Here is a 14940-nt window from a genome sequence, read left to right as displayed (position 1 = left end):
GCGGTCTCCAAGCTGAAATACGCCATCAATCCTAGGCCGGCCCGATAGGGGTGGCTTGACGCGCATCAAGCGTCGATCGAGTCGGAGTGCTGTTACACACCGTTACAAACCGTTGCCGAGTCGAACTAATGCCGTTACGGGCAGCACCTAGAGTCACCCCCGTAGTCGAGATGAACTGCAGCTCGGGGGTACGTGTCATGACATTGCTAGCAACAGACGTTCGCACGACACCGGTAGGCAAGCCTTACGCGTCCATGGCTTTGGCAGCCACCTGCAACGATCTGGGGATCGATATCGACGCGATTCGCAAACACGTTCCGGTCCGCCGCTGCAAACATGCCGCCGGGCAGGGCATTTATCACGCCGGCCAGCCGTTCCAGGCGATCTATCTGGTACATGCCGGTTCCTACAAGACCTGCGAACTGGCTGAGGATGGGCGTGAACAGGTGACCGGATTCCGCATGCGCGGCGACCTCATCGGTGTGGAGTCGATTGGCTTGAACACCTATTCCAGCGATGCGATCGCCTTGGAAGACAGCGAAGCCTGGGAACTGCCATATCCGGCGGTGTTGCGGGCCTGTCTGCACATGCCGGAGCTGCAATCACGCCTGACTTCAGCATTGGCGGCGGAAATTCGTTGCGACCGTTCATGGATGCTGATGCTGGGCACGCTGGCCGCCGAACGCCGCGTTGCCGCCTTTCTGCTCGACGTGGCTGCACGCTATGCACGCCTGGGCTATAGCGCGAAGCATTTCATCTTGCGCATGAGCCGTATCGACATGGCCAGTTTCTTGGCCCTGAAGCATGAAACCGTAAGCCGGGCACTGTCGCGCCTACACGATCAAAGCTACATCGACGTGCAGCGCCGCGAAGTACGGGTGTTGGATGTCGATGGGCTGCGCTCGATGGCCGGGATAAGCACCGCGCTGAACTGAGCGATATCAGGTACTGACGTCCCGATCCAGCACACGACGCATGGCCGCACCAAGCTGTTCGCGGCGATAGGGTTTGCGTAGAAGTTCGAAGGCGCCGGAAGCAGAGGTATCGATATCCATTGCGGCGTATTCGTACCCGGAAGTGAAAAGCACGGGAAGATGTGGATACCGCTCCCGTGCCAGCGCTGCAAGTTCGAAACCCGTCATGTCTCCGCCCAGCACGATATCCGTAAAGAGCAGATCGATTTCCGGATGTTCCGCCAATCGCTCAAGTGCGGTGGTGGCGTCGTTGGCCTCGAAAGTCGGGTGGCCCAGCGTGCGCAGAAAAGCGATAGCCACGCGCCGTACTTCCGATTCGTCTTCCACCACCAGTACTGTTTTGTGGCCCTGACGCGACGTCATGACCAATGGTTCTTCGGTATGGGCTGAGACAGCAACAGGCAGATAAAGCTCAACGCGCGTGCCGAAACCTACCTGGCTCTCGATATTGAGGTGTCCACCTGACTGTTTTACGAAGCCGTATACCATGCTGAGGCCGAGTCCGCTGCCTTTGCCGGCTTCTTTGGTCGTGAAAAAAGGCTCCAGCACATGCGCCAGGATTTCCGGCGGCATACCCACACCGTTATCCGATACCGCAAAGACGACATACGAGCCAGGCTGTAGCTTGGCATCTTCCTCGACACTGACGACGTTATGAGAGCGTGCCGTGATGCCGAGGCGTCCACCGCGCGGCATCGCATCGCGCGCGTTGAGTGCCAGATTGATCAATGCCGCTTCCAGTTCTCCCGAATCCGCGTATACCGCAGGCGTAGTTTTGGCGCACTCGGCGGTCACCACGATACGTTCGCCCAACGTACGGCCCAGCATGTCGCTCAGATCGGCCAGCAATTGCACTGTTTGGACGGCATGCGGCAACAGATGCTGGCGGCGTGAGAAGGTAAGCAGTTTGCGGGTGAGTGCCGCACCGCGCTCGACGGCGCGTGAAGCGCTTTCGACGGTTTCCCGCGTTGCCTGATCGTCCGGCATGTCGGCCTCCAGCAGCTGCAGGTTGCCGGAAATCACCGTCAGCAGATTGTTGAAATCATGCGCAATGCCGCCAGTGAGCTGACCGAGCGCATCGAGGCGCTGCGCATGTGCCAGCTGTTCTTCACTGCGTTCACGCTGAATGGATGCGGCCAGAATGTTCGCGACTGATTGTAGAAAATTCAGTCGATCCCGGTCGAAATAGCCCTTCTGGCGAGCCAGCGCCAACAGCAGCCCCAAGGGTCCATGCCTATCGGGCAAAAACACGAGAGCGGCGTCTTGGTAATCGCCGCTCAAGGAAGGGCATATGCGGCGAAGGCTTTCGATGACGGCGCCTTGCGCGGGTGGTTGATCATCGACATCCGGCGTCGCGCTACGTGTCATGGCATGCAGCGCGGGATCGCCCGACAAGCTCTCCAGCACGGCTTGAGGCAGACCCATCGAGGCGGGGACTTGCAAGCGGACATGGCGCGGGTCGGTCAGCAGAATCGCCATTGCGGGAATATCGAGGGTAGTTGCCACCAACTCGGGCATTTCGCCGATGGCTTGTTTGTGATGCGTGGCCTCAAGCAGACGCCGACCCATCTGGGCCATGGCAGCGTCAAAGCGGGCGCGTTCCAGGGCCTGGCGTGCACGCTGCGTTTCGGAGATATCGCGGATCGATGCTGCATACAGCGTTCCCATCGATGCAGCGACCGGGCTCAAGCCGATTTCCACGGGAAAGGATTGGCCGTCAGCGCGTACGCCGGTCAGCTCGTAGCCGGCGCCCATCGGACGCTCGCGCGGGTTGGACATGTAATGGGTGCGATGTGCGATGTGCGCTTGCCGCAGCGCCGCCGGCAGCAGCGCTTCCACCTTCAAACCGGCAAGCGTACCTGCTCCATAGCCGAACAGGCGCTCCGCATGCGCATTGGTCAGCACGATGACACCCTGCCGATCGACCACGATCATCGCGTCCGGTGCCATCTCGAATAATGAACGGAACAGGTTCGCGTCCGGAGCTTGCTTGCTGAACATGGCGCTGCCTTATACCCGCTGGACCGTCGACGAAAACAGATAGCCCGTGCCACGGATCGACTTGATCCGTTGAGGACGGGCGGGATCGGGCTCAATCTTGCGGCGCAGGCGGCCGATCTGCACGTCGATCGAACGATCAAACGGTCCCGCATCACGGCCATGGATATGCGTCATCAACTGGTCGCGGGTAAGGACCTGATTGGCGTGTTCCACGAAAACCCCGAGCAACGTGAATTCGCCGCTGGTCAGCAGAATCGGTTCGCCTTGCGGTCCGGACAAGGTGTGCGATCGCGGATCGAGCACATAGCCATCGAACGACAGACGCCAGGGATGGCCTGCTTTGACGTCTGATGCCTTGGCTGGCGGTGCAGTGCGACGTAGGACGCTGCGCACGCGTGCCAGCAACTCGCGCAGATCAAACGGTTTGGTGACGTAGTCGTCCGCGCCTAGTTCCAGGCCCACGACGCGATCCACCGACTCGCCGCGTCCGGTCACGATAATCACCGGGCCATGCCAATGCTCACGCAGATGGCGGGTGAGGCTGAAGCCATCTTCGCCAGGCAACCCCAGATCGAGCATGACGATATCCACGGCTTCGCTGTCCAGAACGCGGCGCATCTGGGCACCGTCACCGGCCGTGCTGACACGAAAGCCATGGCTGCCGAAGTAGCGGCTGAGGATCTGGGCAATCTCGGTATCGTCATCAACGACCAGCAGATGTGTCGGCGCCATCGCAGACGACGCAGGACTAAGCGACATGGCCATCTGAAACTCCGATCCCCCGTGGTGCCTGATTCAACGGAACACTCCGACCAGAGCATACGCTAGCGCCGGTTGGCTTGCAGTAGCTGCCTGATGCACGCGGCAACTTGAATGCGAATTCAATTGACTTCGCTCAAATGGGCCAGGGCCGCGGCTGCCTAAAGTTACGCCATGGAAAACGCGGCCATTCAAGCTACCGGTCTGACCAAGTCGTTCGGCGAAGGGGCTGCCGCGACGCTGGCCGTGCGCGGGGCGACCTTTGAAGCGCATTACGGCGAGATGCTTTTCATCGTTGGTCCGTCAGGCAGCGGTAAGACGACTTTGCTCAGCATGATCTCGGGCATCCTGCGCCCCAGCTCAGGTACCGTGAAAGTCAAGGGTGCCAACCTGTGGCAGCTCAGCGCCAACGATCTTGCTGAATTCCGGCTACGAACGATCGGCTTCGTATTTCAGGACTTCCATCTGTTTCCCAAGCTCACCACGGCTGAAAACGTGGCGATTCCGCTGGTGCTGCGCAGGGAAGACTGGAATGCGTCGCTGAGTAAGGGTGAGCGGATGCTGGCCATTGTCGGCCTGAAGGATCGTGGGCAATTGCCGCCGGTCAAGCTGAGTGGTGGTGAGCAGCAGCGTGTCGCCATCGCTCGTGCGCTGGTTGGTGACCCGGAATTGCTGATACTCGATGAGCCAACCGCGTCGCTTGATGGCGATACCGGCCGCATGATCGTGCAGTTCGTGCGTGAGCACGTACTCAATCCCACCCGTTGTGTCCTGATTGTCACCCATGACGCGCGGATTCTCGAATTCGCGGACCGTGTCGTGCACATGGAAGACGGATGCATCACGGCTGGGACGGAGAAAGCCTTATGAGAAACCGGATCATTTTCCTGGTGGCCGCCCTGGGTGCGTTGATAGCGATCGCCAGCGCCTACTTCTACGGCCGGGAGCAGGCGGCTCAACCACCCGTGTTCAGTCCGGCCACCAACTCCTACGCGAATGGCATCTACGCCAACGGCATCGTGGAAAGCTCTCAGGGCAGCGGCGAGAACATCAATATCTACCCGGATGTGTCCGGGCGCATCACGCAGATCCAAGTGCACGAAGGCGATCACGTCGCCGCTGGACAGCCCTTGCTGGTGATCGACAACTCGGTGCAGCTGGCTCTGGCCGAGCAACAGAAGCGTCAGGGCGACGCAGCGCTTGCCACTCTGCAGGAACTGCAAGCGCAGCCGCGCAGGGAAACGCTGGCGGTCGCCACCGCGCAGGTTGCGCAGGCCGAGGCCAGTCAGAAAACAGCCAGCGATACCTTCGAGAAGCAGCGTCTTTCCTATGCGATCGACCCGCGTTCAGTCAGCAAGGACACCCTCGACAACGATAAAGATGCACTGGAAGTCGCCAAGGCCAATCTCGGCTTTGCACGCCGCCAATACGAACTGACCAAGGCCGGCGCGTGGAGCTACGACATCCGCAACCAGCAGATGCAATACAACGCCCTGGAACAGGCCTACCAAGCCTCCGATGCGCTGCTGCAGAAATACACGATACGCGCGCAGGCCGACGGCATCGTGCTGGCCATGAATACGGCACTGGGCAGCTATGTATCGGCGCAAGGCGCGTACGACGCCTATACCCAGGGTTACGACCCGATCATCGTGATGGGCGGACCGCAAGGTTATCTGTCCGTGCGCTGCTTCATCGACGAAATTTTGGTCGACCGCCTGCCGTCGCTGGCGCATATAAAGGCGGAGATGTCGGTACGCGGTAGCAACCTGAAAATTCCGCTCGAATTCGTGCGCATGCAGCCGTATGTGACACCCAAGATCGAGCTTTCCGACCAGCGCCTGGAGCGCGTGGACCTGCGCGTGCTGCCGATCATCTTCCGCTTCAAGAAACCCGCCGATGCGGCCATCTATCCGGGGCAACTGGTCGATGTCTACGTGGCTAAAAAATAGTATCGCCGCGGCGGTTACCGTGCTGCTGTTGGGCGCCTGCACTGTCGGGCCGGATTTCACGAAGCCGTCCGCGCCCGCTGTCGCGCGTTACTTGCCGAGCGGCGACCTGCCGGGGGACGTGACGGCGATCGGGCAGACCCAGCATTTCGATCTGTCGCAGTCACCTGACGCGGATTGGTGGCACCTGTTTGGCTCATCCGAGCTCGATCAATGGGTCAGTACGGCTATCGCCGGCAATCCGAGCCTGCAGTCGGCTCAGGCCAGTCTGCGCGAAAGCCAGGACAACCTGCGCGCAGGGCAAGGCATTTTCTTCCCCCAATTGGGTGTGGGTGCCGATGCTACGCGTGAGCGAACATCTCCTTCCATGCTCGGCCAGCATGGCATCGGCGGTATCTTCAATCTCTTCACCCTCAGCGCTACCGTCAGCTATGCGCTGGATCTGTTCGGCAGCGAGCGCAGGACGGTAGAGGGCCTGCACGCCGCAGTAGACATGCATCGATACACCATGGAAGGCACCTATCTGACCTTGACCGGCAATGTGGTGAATACTGCGATCGCACGCCAGGCCTATGCCGACGAAATCGACGTGATGCATGGGTTGGTATCGTTGCAGACGCAGCAACTCGGGCTGGTCGATACACGCATACAGTCCGGTGCCGAGGTTTACAGCGACTTGCTCACCTTGCGCAGCGCACGTGCATCGAACCTGGCGCAACTGGCATCGCTGGAACTGAAGCGCGATCAGGCTGATCACTTGCTGCACGCTTTATTGGGGCAAAGCGCCGGCGAGTCGCAGCTTCCCGCCATTCGCTTCGAAGCGCTGCATCTGCCCGCCAGCTTACCGGTCAGCCTGCCTTCCGATCTGGTGCATCAGCGACCGGACATTCTTGCCGCCGAAGCCCAGTTGCATGAGGCCAGCGCCGAAATCGGCGTTGCTACGGCCGCGATGTTTCCGAGCATCACGCTGGGCGGTGATGACGGATCAGCCGCCAATACTACCGGCGCGCTCGGCAAGAGCCAGGGCCGTTACTGGAGCGCAGGGGCAGATATCAGCATGCCGGTTTTCCAGGGTGGCACGCGCTGGTACAACCGCAAGGCGGCGATCGACGCCTACCAGAAATCGCTGCAGGACTATCGCGGCACCGTGCTCACCGCGTTCGAGCAGGTCGCCGACGTGCTCAAGGCGTTGCAGCACGATGCGGAAGCGATGCAGGCCAATGACGAGGCCGCCCGCGATGCTGCGCAGGCATTGAGCCTGATCCAGGCCAACTATACGGCTGGCCTGGTGAACTATGTGGATGTGCTGATCGCCGATGAACAGTACCGGCAGAGCAAGATGGCTTATGTGCAGGCGCTGGCCCAGCGCTATCAGGATGCCGTCGCACTTTATGTGGCGCTCGGCGGCGGCTGGTGGAAGGCGCCGCATACCGAGGCGATGCCTGCATCGACACATGCCGCGCAGGCGAGCAGGGTGCAGCCATGAAATACGCGGGTATCTTCAAGCTCGCCTATAAATTGCTGGTCAACGACCGCGGCAAGTTCTCGGCCTTGCTGCTGGGCATCACCTTCGCGGTGTTCCTGATGGTGATGATGACCTCACTGTTCGCCGGCATCCTGTCGCGTTCGGCGTCCACGGTTACCAATGTGGGCGCTTCGATATGGGTCATGGATCCTGCCGTGCAGACGGTTGCCAGCAGCATCCCGATGCCCGATTACCTGCTCGATGCAGTGCGCAGCATCGACGGTGTGCACTATGCCGTGCCGCTGTACTCCGGCGGCGCCCTTGTCAAATTGCGCAACGGCACCTATCAGGCGGTGACGGTGATGGGCCTGGACGACACCAGCCTGGTTGGCCGCCCCAGGCTGGAGCAGGGCAATGTCGAGGACATCTACGCCGACAACGGGTTTTTCGTGGTCGACGATGCCGAGTACGGCAAGTTGGGCAGTCCGGGGCTGGGACAGGAATTCGAGCTCAATGACAATCGCGGCGTGGTGGTCGGCATCGCCAAGGTGAATTCCTTCGGCCTGTTCGGCATACCGACGCTCTACACCACCTACAGCCGCGCCATCGAATACATCCCCAGTACGCGTTTCACGATTTCCTACATCCTGGTCGAGCCGAAGAGCCCTGGCGATATTCCGGAAATCAAGAAGGAGGTCGCGCAGTTGGGCTATCTGGCATTGACCAAGGACGAGTTCGACCAGCGTATTGCGGACTTCTACAAATACCAGACCGGCATCGGCACCAATATCATGCTGATGACGATCATCAGTTTCATCGTCGGCCTGTCGATCTCGGCGCAGACCTTCTACACCTTCGTGCTGGAAAACCTGGACAAGTTCGGTGCGTTGAAGGCCATCGGCGCCAAAGGCTACGAACTGACCTACATGATCCTGTTCCAGGTGACCTTCACCAGCCTTACCGGTTATGGCCTGGGTATCGGACTGTGCACGTTGTTGATTGCTGTAGCCAAGGCTCGGCTGCCTGACTATGCGGCGCTGGTCACCATGGCCAACCTCGGGCTTGCGTTGGGCATGGTGGTGCTGATTGCTGCGGTCTCGAGCTACATCAGCATCCGCAAGGTGCTCAAGGTCGAGCCGTTCGATATCTTCCGTGGTTAGAACATCGACGCATTGCTTGACCTTGGTCAAGAAGAGCACTGCATCCCAATGGCATCGTCCACTCAATACGACGGAGTGCGATGTGACGATTTTTCAAGATGTTCAACAACGCGGCCGCTGGGGAGGCAGGTCATGACCACTAAGCATGTGGCCTTGGTGACTGGTGGCATGGGGGGCATTGGCGAAGCGATCGCCAAAGTCTTGCACGATGCCGGTGATACCGTGCTGGTGACGCATTCACCCTGCAATGATCGTGTCGGTGCGTGGCTGGACCATCAGGCTTCGTCGGGATACCAGTACAAGGCCTATCCGGTAGATGTCGCCGAATTTGCTTCATGCCAGCGCATGGCCGAGGCAATTGCGAAGGATGGCCACAAGGTAGACATCCTGATCAACAACGCCGGCATCACCCGCGATGGGCGGTTTTTGAAGATGAGCAAGGACGATTGGGAAGCCGTCATGCATACCAATCTCGATTCCATGTTCAACGTCACCAAGCAGTTCTGCGGCGGCATGGTGGAGCAGGGCTGGGGGCGCATCGTCAATATCGGTTCGATCAATGGCACCAGGGGGCAGTTTGGTCAATGCAATTACGCAGCGACCAAGGCTGGCATTCATGGCTTTTCCGAGTCACTGGCGCTGGAAGTCGCGCGCCACGGTGTCACTGTGAACACGGTATCGCCTGGCTATACCGCGACGCGTATGGTGTCGGCGGTGCCCAAGGAGGTGCTGGAGTCGAAGATCATTCCGCTGATTCCGGTGGGGCGACTGGGGCAGCCGGAGGAAATCGCGGCATTGGTGGGCTTTATCTGCAGTGATTCGGCGGCGTTCATGACAGGAAGCAATGTCGCGATGAACGGCGGTCAGCACATGTACTGAAAGCTGTGTTGCCGTCCGCATGTCGGCAAAGCCCATCGAACCGAAATAACCCATGGACGATATGCATCTATTACGAGGAAGCAAGTCATGAGCGCCATGCCCTTTGCACCGTTCGCCTTCCAACCACCCGAACTACTGGCCCTGATCGGTAGTCAGATCGGCCCCTTCGCGTCGCCCGCGCTTACCTGGACAGATCCCGTCGCCAATGCCACCAGCCTCATGACGCAATGGGTGATGCCTGCAGCCAACCCTTACGCGGAGTGCCTCAACGCATGGGCGACACTCACTTTGGCGATGTTTGGCATGGGCAACATGGTGTATTCCAGGCGTGAGGAACAGGGAGGATCGACAAGTCCCGTCACGCTGTCGCCATCGCGTTCCTTGGAACAGGGCAAGGCTGCATGCGCCAAGGCACGTTAGTTTGGCGAAAATAAAACGGGGAAACGGATATCAACCCAGCGAATGTCGGTGGTCAGCAGCCACCTCGATGACACTTCAAACAGGTGACCGCGCGTTTTGCAGTACATGCGCAGTGTGAGAAGCGATCATCGCTTCCTCATCGGTGGGGACGATGAACACCGGCACACGGCTGTTCGAAGTGCTGATCTGTGCTGCATGGCGACTGTTGGCCTCTGCATCACACTCGATCCCCAGCCAGCCGAGCCTGGCACAGACTGCGGCGCGTATCGGCGCCGCGTGCTCGCCGATGCCGGCGCTGAAGACCAGGGCATCGATGCCGCCGAGGGTGGATATCAGCGCACCAGTTTCCCGTGCGATGCGGAAGACGAAAAGATCAATGGCTTCACGCGCGCAGGCATCGTCACTGGTCAGAAGCATGCGCATGTCACTGCTGATGCCAGACACGCCCAACAGCCCGCTGTCGTGATAGAGCATGTGTTCGACATCGGTCGCCGAGAGGCCGTGGGCCTGTTGCAGATAGAGCACTGCACCGGGATCCAGGTTGCCGCAGCGCGTGCCCATCACTAGTCCATCGAGCGTGGTGAATCCCATCGTAGTGTCGACGCTTTGACCGTTGTGCATAGCACACAGGCTGGCCCCATTGCCCAGATGCGCCGCGATCACCCGACCGGCCGCCAATCCTGGAGCCTGCTCACGCAAACGGCCAGCGATATATTCGTAGGAGAGCCCATGGAATCCATAGCGCCGCACGCCTTCTGCCGCGTACCTGCGCGGCAACGCCAGTCGTGCGGCGTCCGCCGACAGGCCATGGTGAAACGCGGTATCGAAGCACCCCACCTGCGGAAGCTCGGGGCGCAATTGCGCAATCGCGCGGACCGCCGCGAGGTTGTGCGGTTGATGCAAGGGGGCGAGTGGCGTCAGCTTCGTCAGGTCGGCGACTACCTGCGCATCCAGATAGACCGGCCGGTTATAGGTACTGCCGCCGTGGACAATACGATGCCCGACCGCGCATAGCGCCTCCTGCCCCAGATGCGTGGTAATCCACGCAAGCAGCGGCGTGAGCAGCGCCTCGTGCTCCAGCGTGGCGCTCGATGTCCAGCGGTACTCGCTCAACACGGTGCCATCCGTGGCCCGGGCGATGAAATGTGGCGCGACGCCAATGCTTTCGATCTGGCCGTGCGATACCTGTTGCAGTGCCACGCCGGCGTCGAGCTCATACAGCGCGAACTTGATGCTGGAGGACCCCGCGTTGAGCGTGAGGATAGCCTTGGGCATCGCTCAGTGCTCGGCTGCTGCAGGCGTCCCGGCACGCGCACGGGCGACGAGTACCGCCACCGCGCAGGAGGCGATGCGTGCACGCGGCGTATCGGCGCGGCTGGTGAGGATGATCGGCACACGGGCACCCATCACTACACCGGCGGCGTCGGCACCGGCCAGAAAGGTCAATTGCTTGGCCAGCATGTTGCCCGATTCCAGGTCGGGCACGACCAAGATATCAGCGTTACCGGCCACGGGCGAAACAATGCCCTTCTGGCGTGCCGCATCACTGTCGACCGCGTTGTCGAAGGCCAGCGGGCCATCGACGATACCGCCTTCGATCTGCCCGCGCTCGGCCATCTTGCAGAGCGCGGCTGCATCCACCGTCGAGGGGATCGCGGGATTGACGGTTTCCACCGCCGAAAGGACGGCCACACGCGGCGTTGCAATACCCAAGATCTGGGCTAGGTCGATGGCGTTCTGGATGATGTCGCGCTTGTCGGCCAGCGACGGTGCGATGTTGATCGCGGCGTCGGTGATCAGCAACAGACGCGCGTAATCGGGGACATCCATCAAGTAGATATGACTGAGCCGGCGCGCCGTACGCAATCCGGTATCGGCGGCGACCACCGCGTGCATCAGTTCATCGGTATGCAGGGCGCCTTTCATCAGCAATCCAGCCTCACCATTGCGTAACAGGGCCACCGCTTGCATCGCTGCGGCATGACTGTGCGGCGCATCGATCAGTCGATAGCTGCCGATCTCCAGACCGCCACGCTCGGCGGCCGCGCGGATTTTCGCCGCGGGGCCGACCAGGATCGGCACGATAAGCCCCGCCTTTGCCGCCTCGATCGCTGCGATGAGTGATACGTCATCGCAGGGATGGGCAATGGCGGTTGGCACGGGAGTGCCACCGGCGGCACGTGCGATCAGCGCATGGAAACGCTCATGGTCGATGACGCGTACTTCTGGCAACGTGTCGTATGCAAAGCAAATCTTCTCGGTAGGTGCGAGTACGACGGCCGTGCCGAGGATCACGTCCTGATCATGCTGGTTGCTGCAGCGGCAGTCGAACGTGATGCGATGCTTTGCCGGATCCTTTTCCCTGGCGACGACGCTGACGGTGATCGTGTCACCCAGGCTGACAGGTGCACGGAAGTGCAGATCCTGCGAAAGGTAGATCGTGCCCGGCCCAGGAAGCTGGGTGCCGAGTACGGTGGAGACCAGCGCGCCACCCCACATGCCGTGGGCGATCACATGGTGAAACATATCCGTGCGCGCGTAGGCAGGGTCCATCTCGGCCGGGTTCACGTCGCCCGACATTGCCGCGAACAATTCGATGTCACGCTGGGTAAGCGTGCGCTTCAGACTGGCGCTGTCGCCGATGGCAATCTCGTCGAAAGTGCGGTTCTCGATCAGCGGCCGCACCAGGGAAGTCGAAGCGTTCATCAGTAGGTGACCTCAACCCCTGAGCAAGTTAATTCTGAGAGGCCATCGAGGCTACACTATTGATCGGCATCAAGTTGGCCTCTTGATGTGCTAGATCCATCAATGCCGCATGAACACAGGAATGTCGGCGTGATTGAGCACGTGGCGGGTGGCACCGCCGAAGATCCATTCGCTGAAACGGGTGCGGCCATAGGCACCCATAACAAGCATGTTGGCTCCAACCGCTTTCGCGGAAGCGAGCAGTGCTGCACCAGCGTCTTCGTCATTGGCCATCAGAGGCTTCTCCTCGGCGCGAATGCCATGACGCTGCAGATAGTCGGACAGCTCGAACTCCGGCTTCCAGCCAATCTCGCTTATGGCATCCCGCGATGCCCCACGTAATACCACCACCCGCTTGGCGCGTGCCAGGAACGGTTGCGCTGCATGAATGGAACGGATCGCTTCGGGCGACCCGTTCCAGGCCAGAGCAATGCAGTCAAGCGATAACGACGGGGCCTTCGTCGATGGGGCAATGAGGCAGGGCAGCCTGCTTTTCAGTATGACCTGGCCAAGCAGTGGGGTGCTTTCCCGCGGCCACTCAGTTGTGCGGTCGATCACGAGCAAGTCGTGCCAATTACCGATGTTTTCCAAGACGTGCGGTACATCTCCTTCGGCCACTTGCCAGGCTGCTTTTTGCACGCCGAGCTTTGCCGCCCAATTGATGAACGACGTCCGCGCTGCGCACGCGCTCTGCTCCAATCGACGGGTGTTTTCGATGGTGTACGTCAGAAAGTCGGCCGCCACATAGGTAGGCGCTATCGGCAATGGCGCGGGGTAGATATAGATGCCTGTCAGTGCAGCGTCGAAGGAGGCGGCAAGACGTGCCGCGTACTCCAGGCCCGGCGACCATGATTCGAAACGATTGGCATAGGCCAGAATGTCTCTCATGTCTGCTCCCCTCGCTGGGTGTAAATAGCCTGATGAGCGGACAACGCCTCACGCTTGATGTCGATCCATCGGAAAACGTGTCCGCTTCGACTCGGCCAGAATCAAGGCGTCTGATTCACGATGAGGCATTTCCGGCCTGTGTTCGCCTGTTGCACGGCGCTCCATGGTGGTCAATCACTCAGAATGCCAGCCACGTAAATAGATAGAGCGTGTTGTTGTCAGTCGCCCTTCGGCCTGCGCCATCCACGTTGTAAACAAGCCCGCTGAAGCGCGTGTAGAAGGTGTACTGGAGGCCGAAGCGGACATTGACGAAAGGCTCGGCCCAGGAGCTGGCTTGGCCATACGGGTTCCAGTTCAACTCGACAACGCCACCGTTGGTATTGGGGCTGCCGTTGTTGCCGTACAGCGTGACGTCACGACTGCCATCGTTGGTGAACGCGCCGAGCGTTGCACCCCAGGTGTTCTTGTACCAGTAGCTGCCGTTGATATTGATGGCATGCATGGTGTTGTCCAGATTGGACGACCCTCCCGCCGCATAGGTGGCATCCAGTCGCTGGTGCTCCCCCAGGTAGAGCGCATTGACCGTGAAGAGGTGATTGCCGCCGTTCAAGAACTGGTAGCTTGCATCAATACCAAGGTCACGAAACTTGTCTGTCGGACCGGAGATCGCTACGGCGTCACCAACAGCATTGGTACCAGGCAAGCCACGCCGCGCGTCCAAGGCAAAGCCACCCAGTTCGAGATTTCCTTTGGGAAGGTTCCAGGTGTAGGCAACACGTGCATAAGGCGTAATGCCGGCCAGGCGCCCATTGAAATCGCCATTGACGGTGCGCAGGAAGGACGGTGACAGCGAGCGATAGGCGCCCGCTTCGACATACAACGCACTATCGATCTGCGCATACCCGTTTATGCCCACCACTTGCTGTGCAAGGCCGCCCATCAAGATCGGCGCCGCAGGTGCACCGGGCGCCAAGTCCGGTGCCGTATAGGGAAACTGCCAGGCAGGCGCGGTGTTGAACACATCCGTAAGGCTCGGATTGTTGTTGAGCGACACGCCCCAGATTGTGGTGTGACTACCCGTGGTCAACGTGCGTGCATAACGCACGTCGGAGTTGTCCCATCCGAGCAGGCCGCCGTTCTGCGAATAGGTTGCCTGTGCGAGCGCACCGAGGTGGTCGGTGAGCGGACCTGCGAAAAAGAGCGATGCCTGTTGAAGCTCGGTGTTGTCATTCGTGCCAAAGCCGCTTGCAGGGGGTGCAGTCTGAGCCTTTTGCGTATGTGTGAACGACTCGATCAGCATCGTCGACAGGGGCACCTTGGCGTCATTGCCCACTTTCAGGGTGTAGCCGAGCAACTTGAACTGGCGCCCAAACGGGGTCAGCTGCGGTCCGAAGCCTCCCACATGGCAGGCCACACAGGGCTGATGCGTCTGCCTGGCAAAAGCAGGCACGGCACGGACGCGTGTCGAAAAGAAAATCAGCACCACAAGCACACAAAGACCAAACGCCAGCATGATGCGGCCGGTTCGGCCAAATGAATCACGAAGGGATGTGCTATCGACGGCCATGTTCTTCCCCGATGCGGTTACATTTCAGTGCAATACGGTGTGTCCGGAGCGCCGAGCACGGTGTGGAAGCAGTTGCATGAAAGTCTGCCGCGACCAAAGGCGAGACGTTTGATCTAGATCAATCAAGTACGGG

Annotated in this window: 13 protein-coding genes; 7 read left to right on the top strand and 6 right to left on the bottom strand. The window is 60.2% G+C overall.

Features of this window, described 5'->3' with window-relative positions; genetic code table 11:
* The first annotated feature begins 86 nt into the window (after positions 1–86).
* A complete protein-coding gene (locus B0E51_RS13680) occupies positions 87–935 on the top strand; it encodes a helix-turn-helix domain-containing protein (protein ID WP_143525925.1) in 849 nt (282 codons plus the stop codon).
* A gap of 6 nt (positions 936–941) precedes the next feature.
* On the opposite strand, the gene B0E51_RS13675 is transcribed toward B0E51_RS13680, so the two are convergent.
* Positions 942–2975: a PAS domain-containing hybrid sensor histidine kinase/response regulator gene (locus tag B0E51_RS13675; protein ID WP_077445435.1), complete on the bottom strand. Its 2034-nt coding sequence runs from the start codon at positions 2973–2975 to the stop codon at positions 942–944.
* Positions 2976–2984: 9 nt separating this feature from the next.
* The gene (locus B0E51_RS13670; protein WP_254424525.1) at positions 2985–3740 is read right to left on the bottom strand and encodes a response regulator; all 756 of its coding nucleotides are present in this window, start codon (positions 3738–3740) and stop codon (positions 2985–2987) included.
* 168 nt (positions 3741–3908) lie between these two features.
* On the opposite strand from B0E51_RS13670, the gene B0E51_RS13665 reads away from it, so the two are divergent.
* From B0E51_RS13665 to B0E51_RS13640, 6 genes are all read left to right on the top strand, one after another.
* A complete protein-coding gene (locus B0E51_RS13665) occupies positions 3909–4604 on the top strand; it encodes an ABC transporter ATP-binding protein (protein ID WP_077439569.1) in 696 nt (231 codons plus the stop codon).
* On the top strand, positions 4601–5686 hold the full coding sequence (locus B0E51_RS13660; RefSeq protein ID WP_077439570.1) for a biotin/lipoyl-binding protein: 1086 nt from the start codon (positions 4601–4603) through the stop codon (positions 5684–5686). Before B0E51_RS13665 ends, B0E51_RS13660 begins: the two co-directional genes overlap by 4 nt.
* Positions 5664–7169: an efflux transporter outer membrane subunit gene (locus B0E51_RS13655; protein ID WP_077439571.1), complete on the top strand. Its 1506-nt coding sequence runs from the start codon at positions 5664–5666 to the stop codon at positions 7167–7169. The genes B0E51_RS13660 and B0E51_RS13655 overlap by 23 nt, the downstream gene beginning before the upstream one ends.
* Entirely contained in the window at positions 7166–8308 is a 1143-nt protein-coding gene (locus tag B0E51_RS13650; RefSeq protein ID WP_077439572.1) for an ABC transporter permease, read from the top strand. Before B0E51_RS13655 ends, B0E51_RS13650 begins: the two co-directional genes overlap by 4 nt.
* A 132-nt stretch (positions 8309–8440) precedes the next feature.
* On the top strand, positions 8441–9187 hold the full coding sequence (gene phbB / locus B0E51_RS13645) for an acetoacetyl-CoA reductase (protein WP_077439573.1): 747 nt from the start codon (positions 8441–8443) through the stop codon (positions 9185–9187).
* A gap of 87 nt (positions 9188–9274) precedes the next feature.
* On the top strand, positions 9275–9607 hold the full coding sequence (locus B0E51_RS13640; protein WP_077445431.1) for a hypothetical protein: 333 nt from the start codon (positions 9275–9277) through the stop codon (positions 9605–9607).
* A 75-nt stretch (positions 9608–9682) separates the two neighbouring features.
* Here B0E51_RS13640 and B0E51_RS13635 read toward each other — a convergent pair whose 3' ends face one another.
* From B0E51_RS13635 to B0E51_RS13620, 4 genes are all read right to left on the bottom strand, one after another.
* Positions 9683–10882 carry an acetate/propionate family kinase gene (locus B0E51_RS13635; RefSeq protein ID WP_077445429.1) on the bottom strand — a complete coding sequence of 400 codons (1200 nt, stop codon included), beginning with the start codon at positions 10880–10882 and terminating at the stop codon, positions 9683–9685.
* 3 nt (positions 10883–10885) lie between these two features.
* Positions 10886–12313 carry a bifunctional enoyl-CoA hydratase/phosphate acetyltransferase gene (locus B0E51_RS13630; protein ID WP_077445427.1) on the bottom strand — a complete coding sequence of 476 codons (1428 nt, stop codon included), beginning with the start codon at positions 12311–12313 and terminating at the stop codon, positions 10886–10888.
* Positions 12314–12412: 99 nt separating this feature from the next.
* Positions 12413–13240, bottom strand: a complete 828-nt coding sequence (locus B0E51_RS13625; protein WP_077445425.1) for a universal stress protein — start codon at positions 13238–13240, stop codon at positions 12413–12415.
* 178 nt (positions 13241–13418) lie between these two features.
* Positions 13419–14807: a cytochrome C gene (locus tag B0E51_RS13620; RefSeq protein WP_254424010.1), complete on the bottom strand. Its 1389-nt coding sequence runs from the start codon at positions 14805–14807 to the stop codon at positions 13419–13421.
* Positions 14808–14940 lie beyond the last annotated feature (133 nt).

Origin of the sequence: Rhodanobacter sp. C05, from assembly GCF_002001165.1 — a bacterium.
GTDB lineage: Bacteria > Pseudomonadota > Gammaproteobacteria > Xanthomonadales > Rhodanobacteraceae > Rhodanobacter.
This window is presented reverse-complemented; position numbering and strand designations above follow the sequence as displayed.

Coding starts and splice junctions, on each gene's coding strand:
- B0E51_RS13675 (WP_077445435.1), bottom strand. CDS start 2,975: ATGTTCAGCAAGCAAGCTCCGGACGCGAACCTGTTCCGTTCATTATTC.
- B0E51_RS13670 (WP_254424525.1), bottom strand. CDS start 3,740: ATGGCCATGTCGCTTAGTCCTGCGTCGTCTGCGATGGCGCCGACACAT.
- B0E51_RS13665 (WP_077439569.1), top strand. CDS start 3,909: ATGGAAAACGCGGCCATTCAAGCTACCGGTCTGACCAAGTCGTTCGGC.
- B0E51_RS13660 (WP_077439570.1), top strand. CDS start 4,601: ATGAGAAACCGGATCATTTTCCTGGTGGCCGCCCTGGGTGCGTTGATA.
- B0E51_RS13655 (WP_077439571.1), top strand. CDS start 5,664: ATGTCTACGTGGCTAAAAAATAGTATCGCCGCGGCGGTTACCGTGCTG.
- B0E51_RS13650 (WP_077439572.1), top strand. CDS start 7,166: ATGAAATACGCGGGTATCTTCAAGCTCGCCTATAAATTGCTGGTCAAC.
- phbB (WP_077439573.1), top strand. CDS start 8,441: ATGACCACTAAGCATGTGGCCTTGGTGACTGGTGGCATGGGGGGCATT.
- B0E51_RS13640 (WP_077445431.1), top strand. CDS start 9,275: ATGAGCGCCATGCCCTTTGCACCGTTCGCCTTCCAACCACCCGAACTA.
- B0E51_RS13635 (WP_077445429.1), bottom strand. CDS start 10,882: ATGCCCAAGGCTATCCTCACGCTCAACGCGGGGTCCTCCAGCATCAAG.
- B0E51_RS13630 (WP_077445427.1), bottom strand. CDS start 12,313: ATGAACGCTTCGACTTCCCTGGTGCGGCCGCTGATCGAGAACCGCACT.
- B0E51_RS13625 (WP_077445425.1), bottom strand. CDS start 13,240: ATGAGAGACATTCTGGCCTATGCCAATCGTTTCGAATCATGGTCGCCG.
- B0E51_RS13620 (WP_254424010.1), bottom strand. CDS start 14,807: ATGGCCGTCGATAGCACATCCCTTCGTGATTCATTTGGCCGAACCGGC.